The following is a 14,167-nucleotide window of genomic DNA, read 5'->3' as shown; positions in this document are numbered from 1 at the left end:
TCGGCGTGTCCTGTCATGACACGCGCTTTCCGTCGCAAGCGCGTGCACGAACCAGCTGCAGGACGCGGCGTCGCGGCAACCAGTGGTCGAATGACGGTTGACGACGACGGCGGGCCCTCTTCAAAGGTGACCCGCCGTCGTCGCTGATTCCGCTTGAGATCGTCGCTGATTCCGGGCTAGACGAGCCAGACCGTCGTGTCGCCCGGCAGCTTGCCGCCCTCGAGCGGCGAGCTGCTCAGCAGCACGGTTCCCTCGGGCAGGTCGACCGGCAACGACCCGAAGTTGGTGACGCAGTGCCACCCGCCCGGGCGCGTGAAGCGAAGGACGTCGGCGGAGGGCTCCTCGACCCACTCGAAGTCCTCCTCGCCCTGCAGCTCGCGGCGCAGTGCCAGCGCGCGGCGGTAGAAGCTGAGGTGGGAGCCCGGGTCGCTTTCCTGCACCTCGACCGCGTACTCCCCGAACCACGCCGGCTGCGGCAGGTGCGCACCCCCGAAGCCGAACCCGAAGGACGCGCCGTCCTTCGTCCAGGGCAACGGGACGCGGCAGCCGTCGCGGCCCACGTCCACGCCCCTGTTACGGAAGAACGTGGGGTCCTGGCGGTCCTCGTCGGGAATGTCCGCGACCTCGTGCAGCCCGAGCTCCTCGCCCTGGTACACGTACGCGGAGCCCGGGAGGGCCAGCATGAGCTGCGTGACGGCCCGGGCGCGGCGCTCACCGAGTGCGCGATCCAGCACCGGCTCCGTGCCCCCGCTCAGGAGCCAGGCCGATCCGTCCTGGCCGCCCTGCCCGCCCTGCCCCGGCTTGCTCGTGCTGTCGGGGCCGGCCGGCGGAAGTCCGTAGCGCGTGGCGTGGCGGACGACGTCGTGGTTGGAGAAGACCCAGGTCGACGACGCACCGGAGTTCTTCGCCTGGACGAGGTTCGTGGTGATGATGTTCCGGAACTGGTCGGCGTTCCAGTCGGCCTTGAGGAGGTCGAAGTTGAACGCCTGGCCGAGCCCTTCGGGGCTCGCATACCGTGCACGCCGGTCGGCGTGCACCCAGGCTTCGGCGACGGCGGTACGCGGCGGGGTGTATTCGTCGAAGACCTTGCGCCATTCGGCGAAGACCTCGTGGACCTCGTCCCGGTCCCAGAACGGGTGCCTGCCGTTGTGGTTCTCGCCCTCCGGCCCGAGTTCCGCCTTGGACGGCAGGGGCTCGCTCATATCCTTGGTCAGGGCGTGCGCGACGTCGACCCGGAAACCGTCGACGCCGCGATCGGACCAGAAGCGCAGGGTCGTCAGGAAGTCGTCCCGGACTTCGCGGTTGTCCCAGTTCAGGTCGGGCTGTTCCTTCGCGAAGATGTGCATGTACCACTGACCGTCCTCGGTCCGCTCCCAGGCCGGCCCGCCGAAGACGGAGTCCCAGTCCGACGGCGGCTCGTTCCCCTCGGGGCCCTTGCCGTCGCGGAAGATGTAGCGGTCCCGGGCGGCCGAACCCTTCGGTGAGGCCAGGGCCTCCTGGAACCAGACGTGCCGGTTCGAGGTGTGGTTGGGCACGATGTCGGCGATGAGCTTGATGCCTGCCGTGTGCAGCGCGGCGACCATCTCGTCGAAGTCCTCGAGCGTGCCGAGTTTCGGATCGACGTCACGGTAGTCGTCGACGTCGTACCCCCCGTCGGCGAGCGCGGACGGGTAGAAGGGGCTCAGCCAGACGGCATCCACGCCGAGGGACTTCAGGTACGGGATCCTGGACGTGATGCCCTTCAGGTCCCCGATCCCGTCACCGTTGGAATCGGCGAAGCTCCGCGGGTAGATCTGGTAGACGGCGGCCTGGCGCCACCAGTTGGGGTCCTGCATGCGAGCCGCGAGCGCCTCGGCGGAAAATTCCGGTGTGGCGTCGACGGCAGACTCAACCTCGGGGTTGACGGTGGAAGTCACGGACATGGTCCCTTCTCCTGTGGAAGTGTGGGCACGTGCAGGGCGGCAGCAGCACCGCGGAATACTGGCAACCGCGATTATTTTTACGATAGAAATAAGAGGCGTGTCAATGCGCGGACCAACCGAGGAGGAACTTGCGATGGATGCCGTCAGTTCGCTAGCGCCCTCCAGTCCAGCCCGTGCGCTTGCGCGCGAAGTGCTGATCCGGGGGCCCATCTCGCGCGCCGACCTTGCCTCCCGCCTCAACCTGTCCGTCGCCAGCCTTACCCGCTTGAGCAAGCCGCTCCTCGATGCGGGCGTGCTCCGAGAATCGGACGCAGCAACGGCCACCGCGATCGGCCGGCCCGTCCGCCCGCTCGAAATCAGCCCGGACGCACACAGGTTCGTCGGCATCAAGCTCACCGGAGACTCCGCCGCGGCGGTCGCCACGAACCTGAAGGCCGACGTCGTCGACTCCAGCGAGCGCTCGCTGCCGAGCCACGACGTGGAGGACGTCGTCGACGCCATCGTGCTCGCCGTGACCGACCTCGGCCCGATGCACCGATTCAGCGGAATGGGTGTCAGCGTCGGCGGCAAGGTCGGAACCGACGCCACCGTGCTGCGGGCCCCGTTCCTCGGATGGCGGGACGTTCCGCTCGCGGCCCTCCTGCACGAGCGGACGGGCCTGCCCGTCGTCGTCGAGAACGACGTCGTCGCGCTCACCATCGCCGAGCAGTGGTTCGGTGCCGGGCGTGGGGAGAAGGACTTCGCCGTCCTGACCATCGGTGCCGGCGTGGGCTACGGTCTCGTGATCAACGACGTCGTCATCGCACCACCCGATGCCGGGCTCGGACTCGTGGGTCACTACCCCCTCGACCCCTCCGGACCGCGGTGCGTCGAGGGGCACCGCGGCTGCTCGTCGGGCGTCCTGACCATCACGTCCATCTGCTCGCAGTTCGCGGCCACAACCGGCGAGCAGCGCTCCTACCCCGAGATCCTCGGGCTGGCGACCGACGGCCACCCCGCCGCCGGCGCCGTCGTGCAGGCCGCAGGCACGGCTCTCGGCGTGCTCGTGGCGGCGATTGCCAACCTCACGATGGTGGAGCTCGTCGTGCTGTCCGGCGAGGGCATGGATCTGGCGGACGTCGCCGCCACGTCCCTGCAGGAGTCCCTCGACTATCACCGGGATCCGGAGGCAGCCCCCGTCAGGTTGAGCCGCCAGCCGTCCGACTTCGCCCAGTGGGCCCGTGGTGCTGCCGCGGTCGCGATCCAGCGCACCATCCTCGGGACACTGCACTAGGAGCAGGATCCTCGGGCCACGGAATTATCAGGGCCCGCAGCGGATTGCACCGTATATGACTACTCTCGCAATCATCGGAGCAGGACGCGGCCTCGGAGCCGCTGTAGCACGGCGTTTCGGAGCCGAGGGGTTCTCCGTCGCCCTCATCTCCCGAAGCCAGGGCAAGGTCGACGCCCTCGCGGAGGATCTCGGCAGGACGGGCATCCACGCGCGGGGCTTCGCTGCGGACGTCCGCGATCCGGAGTCCATCGCCGCCGCCCTCGAAGCGGCCACCGAGACGCTCGGACCCATCGAGGTGCTGCAGTACAGCCCCCTCCCCCAGAAGGACTTCATGCGGCCCGTCCTCGAGACGACGCCGGCGGATCTCAGGGGGCCGGTCGAGTTCTCCATCTACGGACCTGTCGCCGCCGTCCATCAAGTCCTACCCGGCATGCGGTTCCTCGGCGAGAACCGCGGCACCATCCTCTTCGTCAACGGCGGATCCGCCGTCAAGCCCGGACGGGGCGTCACGGGGACCTCGGTGGCGTTCGCCGGACAGGCCGCCTACGCGCAGTTGCTGCACGAGGTGCTCGGCGAGGAAGGCATCCACGTGTCGCAGCTGATCATCGGCGGTCGCATCGTCGAGGGCGACCCGGAGAAGGATCCCGATGTCCTCGCCGGCATCCTGTGGAACCTCCACGTTCAGCGCGACACCTTCCGCCACCAGGTCAGCTCGGACTAGTTCTGCCGCCTGAGGCCGCACCGGCACAACCCGAAGCAAGGAGCACAGTATGGGCAAGGTCTGGTTCATCACCGGGACATCGCGGGGGTTCGGCCGCGAGTGGGCGGAAGCTGCACTCGAGCGGGGAGATGCCGTCGCTGCCACGGCACGCAACACCGACAGCCTGACGCCGCTCGTCGAGGCATACGGCGACAGGGTGCTGCCCCTGGCGCTCGATGTGACCGACCGCGGGGCCGTCTTCGCCGCCGTGCGGCAGGCGCAGGAGCGCTTCGGCAGGCTCGACGTCGTGATCAACAACGCCGGTTACGGCCAGTTCGGCATGGTCGAGGAGCTGACGGAGGCCGAACTGCGCGACCAGCTCGAGACGAACCTGTTCGGCGCAGTCTGGGTCACACAGGCAGCGCTGCCGTACCTCCGCGAGCGGGGTAGCGGCCATATCATCCAGGTGTCCTCCATCGGCGGCATCTCGGCCTTTCCGTCCGTCGGCGCCTATCACGCGTCGAAGTGGGCGCTTGAAGGACTCACCCAGTCGCTCTCGCAGGAGGTCGCAGGGTTCGGTATCAAGGTCACGCTGATCGAGCCGGGGGGTTTCTCGACCGATTGGGGCGGCAGCTCCGCGAAGCACGCCACCGCCATCCCTGCGTACGACGGCGTCAGGAGGCAGGCAGCGAATCGACCGACCCGCACGGGTACCGCCGGCGACCCGCGGGCGACCCGCAGGCCGATCCTCACCATCGTGGACTCCGAGAATCCCCCGCTGCGTGCTTTCTTCGGGGAAGCACCGCTCGCCATCGCGACGGCGGATTACGAGTCCCGCCTGGCGTCCTGGAACGAGTGGCAGCCGGTCGCCCTCGAGGCCCACGGCGGCAAGGGCTGACCGGCGCCGTCCCGGCAATGCGCTATCAGGATGCGTTCCCGGATGCCTACTTGCCGCCCCGGTCTCCTACCCGCGGACGTTTCCCTCGCAGCACGCGCGGGCGGCGCCGGCGGGGAGGTGCTTACCCCTCCCCGCCGCGGTGCTGCTCGCGTACCTGCTGATCAGCCGAAGCGACCGGGCCGGAACGTCTCGAGCATCGGGTGCTTGCGGCCGGTGACGATCTCGTTCGCCAGCAGCTCGCCCGCGATGAGCCCGAGAGTCGCCCCCGAGTGGGTGAAGGCGACGAAGCAGCCCGGGACGGTCTCGAGCTCCCCGAAGACCGGTTCCCCATCGCCCGGAATAGGCTTTCGTCCGATCTTCCAGGACGCCGCGGCGAGCTGTGGCTGACCCTCGAGCAGCTTCGCCGCCTCGTCCGCGAGCTGGTTCACGACGTCCTCCGGGATCGAATACGTCCCGTCCGCGTCCTGCGTGATGCTCTCCTCGTACCAGTCGTGGTCGAGCGCGAAGGTGTTGCCCGGGTTCGGCCGCACAGCTGCCCGTGGCGTGTTCAGGACCGTCTTCGCGGGGTGGTCGACGGGAGCGGTGGTCACGAGCATCGACACCGGCGAGGCGTCGGGGATCTCTACGCCCAGTTCGGCGACGACGGCGGGGGTCTGCGGCCCGCAGGCCACCACGACGTCGTCCGCCGGGAAGAAGCCGGCGCTGTCGGTGTCGATGCCGGCGGCGCGTCCCTCCTCGACCCGGACGCGCGCGGTACCGGCGTTCGTCACGAGCTCGCCGCCGCGGGCGGTGAACTCCTCCATCAGGAAGGCGATCAGGTGCGGCAGGCTGACCCAGCCCTCGCCGGGGTTGAAGATCGAGGCCGCCCCGACGGCGTCCGTGCTGATACCGGGCGTGTGGTCGTTCACGCTCCCGGGAGACACCAGCACGGAGTCGTAGGCATGGGCTTTTTCATACTCGTGCCGCGCAATCGTGTCCTGATCCGAACCGGCCTCCGCCCAGTGGAGTCCGCCGTCGAAGCGCAGCCAGTCGCGCGACGGATCCGACGCGAACAGCGTCCGGTACCGGTCGATGCCGCACACGCGCAACTGGTGGTACGGCGTGGTGCGCTCCCCCGCGCTGTTGAGCCAGGACAGCGACCTGCCCGAGGCTCCGCTCGCGAGCTCGGCCTCCGTGACCAGGACGACCGACGCGCCCTCGCGCAGGAGGTGCACCGCCGTCGAGACCCCGAGGATGCCACCGCCGAGAACTGCGACGCGTCGTGTTGGTTCAGCCGTGCTCATGGGTTGGTTCCTTCGTGTTGGATGACGTGTTGGTTGATGAAGCCGGAGCGTGCTCGCTCCGGTGATGCAGTTCCTCGATGGTCCGCAGGATGTCGATGCTGTCCTGCGGGTCGACGGGCAGGGGTCCCTCACCGCGCAGGGCGCGCGCCAGGAGCTCGTAGAACGCAGGATAAGCTCCCCGCTCGGGCCGGACGCGGCGTCGGGTGCTGCCGTTCGACACGGTGCCCCAGGCTTCCTCGGGCTCGACGCCGTACTCCTCGCCGGTGGGGTCTGCACCTGCTGCCAGCGCGGGTTCCTGTCCGTCGAGCCCCCACTTCGCGTAGGCGCCGAGCGAGCCGGAGACGGAGAAGCGGGCACCCGGCAGCGCGGCGAATCCGCTCATCCACAGCCGTGACCGCACGCCCGATGCGTGGAGCAGCGAGACGAAGCTGTCCTGGTCCGCAGCAGCTTCGTCCGTCCTGCGGTCCAGTTCGCCGTAGGCCTCCTGCACCGGGCCGAACAGCTGGATGGCCTGGTCGATGAGGTGGGCTCCGAGGTCGTGGAGGATGCCGCCGCCCTCCGCGACGGTCGCGGTGTCACGCCAGTTGCCGAAGCCCTCGGGCAGCCACCACTCGAAGCGACTCTCGAATGAGTGGACGTCACCGAGCTCCCCCGAGGCCAGGAGCTTCCCGAGGGTCAGGAAGTCCGCGTCCCACCGGCGGTTCTGGAAGACGGTGAGCAGCACGCCGGCGTCCGCCGCCTCGCGCAGCAGGAGTGCACCCTCCGAGCTGGTGGGCACGAATGGCTTGTCCGCGACGACATGGAGTCCCCGTGCGAAGGCCTGCCGCGCCTGCTCGGCGTGGGTTCCCGGCGGAGTGCCGAGCACGACGACGTCCAACTCGACCTCCCCGGAATCGATCAGCGCGAAGAGCTCGGCGGAGGTTCCGACGATGCGAGCGGTCGGGTAGCTCGCCCGGGCGTCCTGCGCGCGCTGCGGATCAGCGGTCACGATCACGTCGAGGCTGAAGTCCCCGTTCGCGGCGACGAGCGGAGCGTGGAAGACCTTGCCGGAGATCCCGAACCCGAGGATCGCGGTGCGGAAGGGCCGGGGCATCAGAGCACCTCCGAGAGGAAACGCTGCAGGCGGGCGCTGCGGGGATTGTCGAACAGGTCCTCAGGGCGGCCCGCCTCGACGATCTCGCCCTCGTCCATGAATACCACCTGGTCGGCGACCCTGCGGGCGAATCCCATCTCGTGCGTCACGACCGCCATCGTCATGCCCCGCTCGCACAGTCCGGCCATGAGGGTGAGGACCCCCTTGACCAGTTCCGGGTCGAGGGCGGACGTCGCTTCGTCGAAGAGCATGACCTCGGGTTCCATCGCCAGTGCACGCGCGATGGCCACCCGCTGCTGCTGTCCGCCGGACAGGTCGCGCGGCCGGTGGTCGGCGCGCTCCCCCAGGCCGACTTCCGTGAGTCGTCGTCGGGCGCGCTCTGTCGCCTCGCTCTTCGGCATGCCCTTGACCTTCCACAGCGCGAGGGCGACGTTCTCCAGCGCGGTGTGGTCCGGAAAGAGGTTGAAGTGCTGGAACACCATCCCGATCCTGCGGCGCAGGACGTCCGGCCGGACGCGCAGGGCATCCTCGCCGTCGAGCAGGACGCCGCCGGAGCTGGGCTCGTGCAGCCGGTTGATGCCCCGCAGCAGGGTCGACTTGCCGGACCCCGACGGACCGATGATGCAGGTGGTGGTGCCGGGAGCGATCTCGAGGCTGACGTCGCGGATGACGGGGATGTCGCCGTACGCCATGCACAGGTTCTTCAGCTGCAGGCTGGAGCCGCGGAAGGTGGGCTGGTCGGCGGAGGTGCTGGTGGTGCTGCTCATGTGTTGCTCCCTGTGGTGAGCGGGCTGACCGCGTCGAGTTCTGTGACTTCCTTCAGTCCGCTCGTCGGCGCGGTGGGACGGCGACGACCGGTGCGGAAGCGCTGGTCGAAGTAGTTCACGAGGTGCGTGAGCGGAACGGTGACGATGAGGTAGAAGATGCCGGCCAGCACGAGCGGGGAGAGATTACCCGTGTTCACCGCCGCATCCTGGCCGACGCGGAAGAGCTCACGCTCGGAGACGAGCAGCCCCAGGAAGTAGACCAGGGACGAGTCCTTGATGATCGCGATGAACTGGTTGACGAGTGCGGGCAGCACGCGCCGGACGCCCTGCGGGATGACGACGAGCACCATGGCCCGTCCGTAGTTCATGCCGAGGGCGCGGCAGGCCTCCAGCTGCCCCTTGTCAACGCTCTGGATCCCGGCGCGGAAGATCTCGCCGATGTAGGCGCTGGCGATGAGGCTCAGCGCGATGATCCCCAGCGGGTACGGTGACGGCCCGAAGATGCTCTGGCTGAACTTCGCGAAGCCCTGCCCGATCAGGAGGATGGTCAGGATCGCAGGGAGCCCCCGGAAGAGATCGGTGTAGATGCGCGCCGGGATCCGCAGCCAGCGGGAGGTGGAGATGCCCATTACGGCGACCACCATCCCGAGGACGAGGCCGATGACTGTGGAGGCGGCGGAGATGACGAGCGTGTTCACGAGGCCCACCGTCAGGAGCTGTGGTGCGACGGTGAGCATCGAGTCGACGTCGAAGAAGGTCTTGACGAGGTTGTCGAGGAAGTCCATGAGGGGCTCTCAGTTTGTCGGGTGCAACACCGGGGAGGTGTGCCGTGCCTTGCCGTGCGGCTACTTGCTGGTGGGAGCCGGGGTCGCCGTCTGCTCGGCGCTCGGCAGGTACTGCTGGGGCATCGGGGAACCGGGGAACCACTTCTCGTAGAGTTCCTTCCACGTGCCGTCCTCCATGGCGTCGCCGAGCGCCTCGTTGAGCGCGGCCTTGAACTCTTCCTTGTCCTTGCCGATGGCGAATCCTGCCGGTGCATCGAAGGACGGGATGTCCGCTGCGGACACCAGGCCGTACTGCTCCATGTAGTCCTGCGCGGCTTCGTAGTCGAGGAAGTGCGCGTCGACGGAGCCGCTGTTCACCGCGGAGATCGCGGTGTTGTTGTCGGGGAACCGCACGAGGTCCGACTCCGTGAAGTTCTTCACCGCGTAGGCCTCCTGCAGCGTCCCCTGGACGACCCCCAGCCGGTGACCGGCAACGCTCGTCTCGTCGGTGATGCCGGAGTCCTCGCGAGTGATGAGGGTCAGGTAGCCGGCGAGGTATCCATCGGAGAAGTCGACCGTCTGCTGGCGTTCCTCGGTGATCCCGATCGCGGCCACTCCGACGTCGAACTGCTCGTTGGCGACGGCGGAGAGCAGGCCGGAGAAGTCCTGGCCGGTGAAGACGACGTCATCGACGCCGATGCGGTGCGCGACGTCGGTGAACAGTTCGACGTCGAAGCCCGTGAAGTTCCCCGACTCGTCGGTGAAGGTGTAAGGCTTCGAGTCTCCGAGGCTCGCAACGCGGATCGTGCCGGGCTCGATCAGGCCGTAGGGGTTGTCCTCCTCGCTCGAGGCCGCGCTACCGCCGCAGCCAGTCAGGGCGAGAGTTGCTGCGAGGGCGGCCGCAGCCAGGGCGAAGGGGCGGGAGATGGTGCGCATCATGTCCGGGTACTCCAAAGGTGTCGGGTGAGTGGTGGTGGCCCATGCTCGCTGCTGCAATGCCTTCGCCTTGCTTGAGTCCGGTCTCACCTGCCTAGAATGAGACCGGACTCACACGGGTTGGTGAAGAACGTACCCCGCGCTCCGGAGTTGGTCAACTGTTTCGAGAGGGCTTCATGGAATCGTCTTCAACGTCCCGCTACACGACCGTGGCGGACGTCGCACAACTCGCCCAGGTGTCGAAGGCACAGGCCGCACGGGCTCTCGGGGGCTACGGCGCCGTCAGCGACGAGGTGCGCTCACGCGTCCTCGCTGCTGCGGAGACGCTGCAGTACCACCCCAATGAACTGGCCAGAAGCATGAACACCGGACGCTCGAAGACGATCGGCGTCGTGGTCGGGGACATCGAGAACCCCTACTTCAGTCTTGCGATGCGCGGCATCTACGACACCTGCAAGGCGGGCGGATTCGACGTCATCCTGATCAACACCGGAGAGGACCTCTCCACCGAGATCGACGCCGTGAACGTCCTGCTGGACAAGCGTGTGGACGGGATGATCGTCGCGCCCGTCACGCGGTCCCCCAGCACCCACCTCAAACGGGTGGTCGACTCGGGGCGACCGGTCGTCCTGCTCGACCGGAAGGTGCCGAGCCTGCCGGTGGACACCGTCGTCGCCGAGATGCGGCAGGTGTCCTACGAGGCTGCGCGCCACCTCCTCGACGAGGGGCACACGCGGGTCGGCTACATCTCCTCGCTCGACGTCGGCGGCCTCGACTTCACCGTTGACCTGGACCTCGGCAGCAATCCCGTCACCGAGAGGATCGCGGGTATGCGCCGCGCGTTCGACGAGGGAGGCGTGGCCCTGCCGGTCGACCTGATCCGCCTGGGCGCGGGCAAGCGGCACAGCATCGGCGACCTCGTGGACGCGCTGCTCACGGGTCCGGATCCGGCCACCGCCATCGTCGCCTCCGACAGCGTGATCGCCCTCGAGGCCCTCGCGGAACTCCAGCGTGCCGGGGTCCGGATCCCGGACGATGTGTCCTTCCTCATGTTCGACGAGTTGCCCTGGGCGGGCCTGATGACACCGCCGATCACGGTCGTCGCCCAACCCGTCTACGACCAGGGCGTGGCTGCAGCGGGGATGCTGCTCCGGCGCATCGGCGGGGACCGCAGCGAACCCGAGCACCTGGCCCTGCCGTCCCGGCTGATCCTGCGGGAATCCGTCGCCACGATCGATTCCCCCGTCGATCCCGTGACCACCGGCGCCTCGACCTGATACGACCGCCCGGTTCCCGGACAGTCCGCCGGAGGAACGATACTGGCTGTATCACCCACCACCACCCGGAGGACCTCCACATGAAGATCGCACTGCTCGGCGTCGGACGCATGGGCCACGAACTCGGCGTGCACCTGCTGAAGGCCGGTCATGAGCTCACTGCCTGGAACCGCACGGCGAGCGCCGTCGAGCGCCTGCGGGACGCCGGTGCCTCGCAGGCCGGGTCGCCCGAGGAGGCCGTCCGCGATGCCGACGTCGTCATGACCGTGCTCTTCGGCCCGGACACGGTGCGCGAGGTGATGCTCTCGGGACTGGAACTCCCACCCGAAGCCGTCTGGTTCGACGTCACGACGGTCTCCCCCGAGGACGCGCGCGAATTCGCCGACTACGCCGTCGCCGCCGGGGTCCGCTACGTCCACGGTCCGGTCATCGGCAGCCTCGCCCCTGCCCGCGCGGGCCAGCTCGGCGTCCTGCTCGGTGGTACTTCCGAGGACGTCGACGTCGTCGAACCGCTGGCCGCCCTGTGGGGCGACGCCGAGCGCCTACGCCGCGTCGCCACGCCGTCGGACGCGGCCACCGGCAAGCTGCTCGCCAACCTCGCACTCGGAGTCACGCTGCAGGGACTCGTCGAGGCCCTGCGCCTGGGGACCGCGAACGGGCTCGACGCCGCCGGCGTGCTCGACCTGCTCAAGGGAACCGGCCTCGGGGTCATCGCCGGCATGAAGGGCGCCGTCATCACGGGAGGAACGTTCGGCGACACCCAGTTCTCCGCGGACCTGCTCGCGAAGGATGCACGGCTCATGCTGCGCTCCACTCCCCTCCCGTTGCCGGCGGTCACCGCAGTACTGCAGTCGCTCACCGACGCGCAGCGCACGGGCTCGGGCGACGACGACATCGCGGTGATCACGAAGCCCGAACTGGGCTAGAAGCGGAGTCGACTGCGCCGGGACACCAGCAGGCCCCGGACACCTCGGCCAGGGCGACGCTCAGATTGCTTGCGACGCTCTTCGACAGCCGGTGATGGCGGGTTCGCCGGGTGCTGCGCTGGAATCCATGCAGCCCTGAACCGAACCCCGAGCACCCCCTGTGCCGCGGGCGTCTTCCCGCGGGCCCATCCGCACCTACCGGTGGACGGCTTGGCCGTGCTATACCGCACCGCACCTTGACTGATACCCCCCGGGGGTATAAATTGGGTTCTACCTCAGAAGGTTGTCTCCCCCGGGACGTACGCCGTACAGGTCATCTGCACCGCGATGGAACCAGGGCCTCACCCAGGGTCGCCCGTTCTCCGCCGCGGCTCCCTCGAGAATTCGCTGCTCACCGACTGCAGGAGACCACCATGACCGACACTGTCAGGACCCCGATCAACCTCACCGACATCAGCGGGAACCAGAACTCCGACGCGGCTCCTTCCGCGGGAGGTTCCTGTGGGTGCTGCGCACCCCAGCAGGCCACTGCAGCGCAGCCGGCGACCGAAGGCACCGTGTCTGCCGACTATTCGGTCACCGGCCTGACCTGTGGTTCCTGCGCCGGCCGGGTCAGCAGCGCCATCGGCGCCCTGGACGGCGTGGAGAATGTCCAGATCGCTCTCGTTCCTGGCGGCGTATCAACCGTCAGCGTCACCAGCAACCAGCGCCTTGACGCGTCGTCCGTTCAGGACGCCGTCGAGAAGGCCGGATACCAGCTCGCGACCGCCTGAGCCGACAGGCAGAGGCACGGGTCCCTCTCCTCGAGCGGGGCCGAAGGAAGAGTCATCATGAGCAAGAACCAGAACACCACCAACCAGCATCATCACCCAGGCGGACCGGAATCAACGCACGGTCAGGCCATGCCGGAAAGCCACGCCCATTCGGCAATCTCCACCCCGGAGCATCCCGAGGGAAGCCATGGACCCGAACCGCACATGAACCGCAGCGGGCACGCGGGTCACCAGGGTCACGGGACGAGCCATGGCACGGATGAGGATCATCAGGTCCATTCCCAGGGGGAGCATGCCGGGCACTCGACCGCGATGTTCAAGGACCGATTCTGGATCAGCCTGGTCCTCGCGGTTCCCGTGGTCGCGTTCAGCCCCATGTTCACCATGCTCCTCGGGTACATGCCGCCCGAGTTCCCGGGCTCCACCTGGATCGCGCCGATCCTTGGCACTGTCATCTTCGTCTACGGCGGCACCCCGTTCCTGAAGGGCGGAGGAACGGAGCTGAGGACCCGGCAGCCAGGCATGATGCTGCTGATCGCAATGGCGATCAGTGTCGCGTTCATCGCCTCCTGGGTCACGACCCTCGGCATCGGCGGCTTCGACCTGGACTTCTGGTGGGAGCTCGCCCTGCTGGTCGTCATCATGCTGCTCGGCCACTGGATGGAGATGCGCGCCCTCGGCTCCGCCGCCGGAGCCCTGGACGCGTTGGCGGCCCTGCTTCCCGATGAGGCCGACAAGGTCACTGAATCCGGCGTCGAAACCGTCTCCGTCAGCACCCTGGCAGCGGGTGATGCTGTGCTCGTGCGCTCCGGCGCACGCGTACCCGCTGACGGAAAGATCATCGACGGGACCGCGGAATTCGACGAGTCCATGATCACCGGCGAATCCCGCACCGTACCCCGCACCATCGGGGAGACCGTCGTCGCGGGAACCGTCGCCACGGATAGCGCCGTCCGGGTGCAGGTCACCGCCGTCGGGTCCCAGACGACCCTGGCAGGGATCCAGCGTCTGGTCGCCGAAGCGCAGGCCTCCTCCTCGAGGGCGCAGGCCCTTGCGGACCGGGCCGCTGCCCTGCTGTTCTACTTCGCGCTCGGCGCCGGCATCCTGACCTTCATCGCCTGGATGCTCCTGGGCAGCCCGGATGATGCGGTCATCCGCACCGTCACCGTCCTGGTGATCGCCTGCCCGCACGCCCTGGGCCTGGCGATCCCCCTGGTCATCGCGATCTCCACCGAACGCGCCGCAAAGGCCGGCGTGCTGATCAAGAACCGCATCGCCCTGGAACGCATGCGCACCATCGACGTCGTCCTGTTCGACAAGACCGGCACCCTCACGCAAGGCCGGCACGCCGTCACTGGGACCACCACGACCACTGGTGTCACCGAGGCCGAGCTCCTCGCCCTGGCCGGTGCCGCGGAAGCAGACAGCGAACACCCCGTCGCCCGGGCCATCGTCACCGCAGCACAGTCCGACCCCGCCGCGGTCAGCCTTGATTACACGGGCACGAGTTTCGCGTCCATGACCGGACGCGGTGTCCAAGCGACAGTGAACAACC

The 14,167-nt window shown here is 68.3% G+C and carries 12 protein-coding genes and 1 pseudogene; 7 read left to right on the top strand and 6 right to left on the bottom strand.

Annotation, left to right across the window (positions count from 1 at the left end; all coding sequences use genetic code 11):
• Window positions 1–176: 176 nt before the first annotated feature.
• Window positions 177–1,835, bottom strand: a complete 1,659-nt coding sequence (locus CXQ96_RS13750) for a glycoside hydrolase family 13 protein (RefSeq protein WP_258059135.1) — start codon at window positions 1,833–1,835, stop codon at window positions 177–179.
• A gap of 190 nt (window positions 1,836–2,025) precedes the next feature.
• On the opposite strand from CXQ96_RS13750, the gene CXQ96_RS13745 reads away from it, so the two are divergent.
• The 3 genes from CXQ96_RS13745 to CXQ96_RS13735 are packed head-to-tail and all read left to right on the top strand — an operon-like array spanning window position 2,026 to window position 4,793.
• Window positions 2,026–3,195 carry an ROK family transcriptional regulator gene (locus CXQ96_RS13745; RefSeq protein WP_258059125.1) on the top strand — a complete coding sequence of 390 codons (1,170 nt, stop codon included), beginning with the start codon at window positions 2,026–2,028 and terminating at the stop codon, window positions 3,193–3,195.
• 55 nt (window positions 3,196–3,250) lie between these two features.
• A complete protein-coding gene (locus CXQ96_RS13740) occupies window positions 3,251–3,916 on the top strand; it encodes an SDR family NAD(P)-dependent oxidoreductase (protein WP_104118586.1) in 666 nt (221 codons plus the stop codon).
• A gap of 49 nt (window positions 3,917–3,965) precedes the next feature.
• Window positions 3,966–4,793, top strand: coding sequence for an SDR family oxidoreductase (locus CXQ96_RS13735; RefSeq protein ID WP_104118585.1), 828 nt, complete (start codon window positions 3,966–3,968; stop codon window positions 4,791–4,793).
• A gap of 161 nt (window positions 4,794–4,954) precedes the next feature.
• On the opposite strand, the pseudogene CXQ96_RS13730 reads toward CXQ96_RS13735, so the two are convergent.
• The 5 genes and pseudogenes from CXQ96_RS13730 to CXQ96_RS13710 form a co-directional block, all read right to left on the bottom strand.
• Window positions 4,955–6,070 (bottom strand): annotated as a pseudogene (locus CXQ96_RS13730) (NAD(P)/FAD-dependent oxidoreductase); the annotation flags it as partial.
• Window positions 6,063–7,169, bottom strand: coding sequence for a Gfo/Idh/MocA family oxidoreductase (locus tag CXQ96_RS13725; protein ID WP_104118583.1), 1,107 nt, complete (start codon window positions 7,167–7,169; stop codon window positions 6,063–6,065). The gene CXQ96_RS13725 and the pseudogene CXQ96_RS13730, both read right to left, overlap by 8 nt.
• Window positions 7,169–7,936, bottom strand: a complete 768-nt coding sequence (locus CXQ96_RS13720) for an amino acid ABC transporter ATP-binding protein (protein ID WP_104118582.1) — start codon at window positions 7,934–7,936, stop codon at window positions 7,169–7,171. Before CXQ96_RS13720 ends, CXQ96_RS13725 begins: the two co-directional genes overlap by 1 nt.
• Window positions 7,933–8,721 carry an amino acid ABC transporter permease gene (locus CXQ96_RS13715; RefSeq protein ID WP_104118581.1) on the bottom strand — a complete coding sequence of 263 codons (789 nt, stop codon included), beginning with the start codon at window positions 8,719–8,721 and terminating at the stop codon, window positions 7,933–7,935. Before CXQ96_RS13715 ends, CXQ96_RS13720 begins: the two co-directional genes overlap by 4 nt.
• Before the next feature lie 60 nt (window positions 8,722–8,781).
• Entirely contained in the window at window positions 8,782–9,639 is an 858-nt protein-coding gene (locus CXQ96_RS13710; RefSeq protein WP_104118580.1) for an ABC transporter substrate-binding protein, read from the bottom strand.
• Between the two features lie 173 nt (window positions 9,640–9,812).
• Between CXQ96_RS13710 and CXQ96_RS13705 the strand changes: the two genes are divergently transcribed.
• The 4 genes from CXQ96_RS13705 to CXQ96_RS13690 all read left to right on the top strand — a co-directional run.
• Window positions 9,813–10,913, top strand: a complete 1,101-nt coding sequence (locus tag CXQ96_RS13705) for a LacI family DNA-binding transcriptional regulator (RefSeq protein ID WP_104118579.1) — start codon at window positions 9,813–9,815, stop codon at window positions 10,911–10,913.
• 80 nt (window positions 10,914–10,993) lie between these two features.
• Window positions 10,994–11,839, top strand: coding sequence for an NAD(P)-dependent oxidoreductase (locus CXQ96_RS13700; RefSeq protein WP_104118578.1), 846 nt, complete (start codon window positions 10,994–10,996; stop codon window positions 11,837–11,839).
• A 413-nt stretch (window positions 11,840–12,252) separates the two neighbouring features.
• On the top strand, window positions 12,253–12,612 hold the full coding sequence (locus tag CXQ96_RS13695) for a heavy-metal-associated domain-containing protein (protein WP_104118577.1): 360 nt from the start codon (window positions 12,253–12,255) through the stop codon (window positions 12,610–12,612).
• A 57-nt stretch (window positions 12,613–12,669) separates the two neighbouring features.
• A partial coding sequence (locus CXQ96_RS13690) for an HAD-IC family P-type ATPase (protein ID WP_258059124.1) occupies window positions 12,670–14,167 on the top strand: 1,498 nt, incomplete at its 3' end.

Origin of the sequence: Arthrobacter sp. B1805 (assembly GCF_002929745.1) — a bacterium.
GTDB lineage: Bacteria > Actinomycetota > Actinomycetes > Actinomycetales > Micrococcaceae > Arthrobacter_D.
The sequence above is the reverse complement of the archived record's forward strand: the minus strand, read 5'-3'. Positions and strand labels throughout refer to the sequence as shown.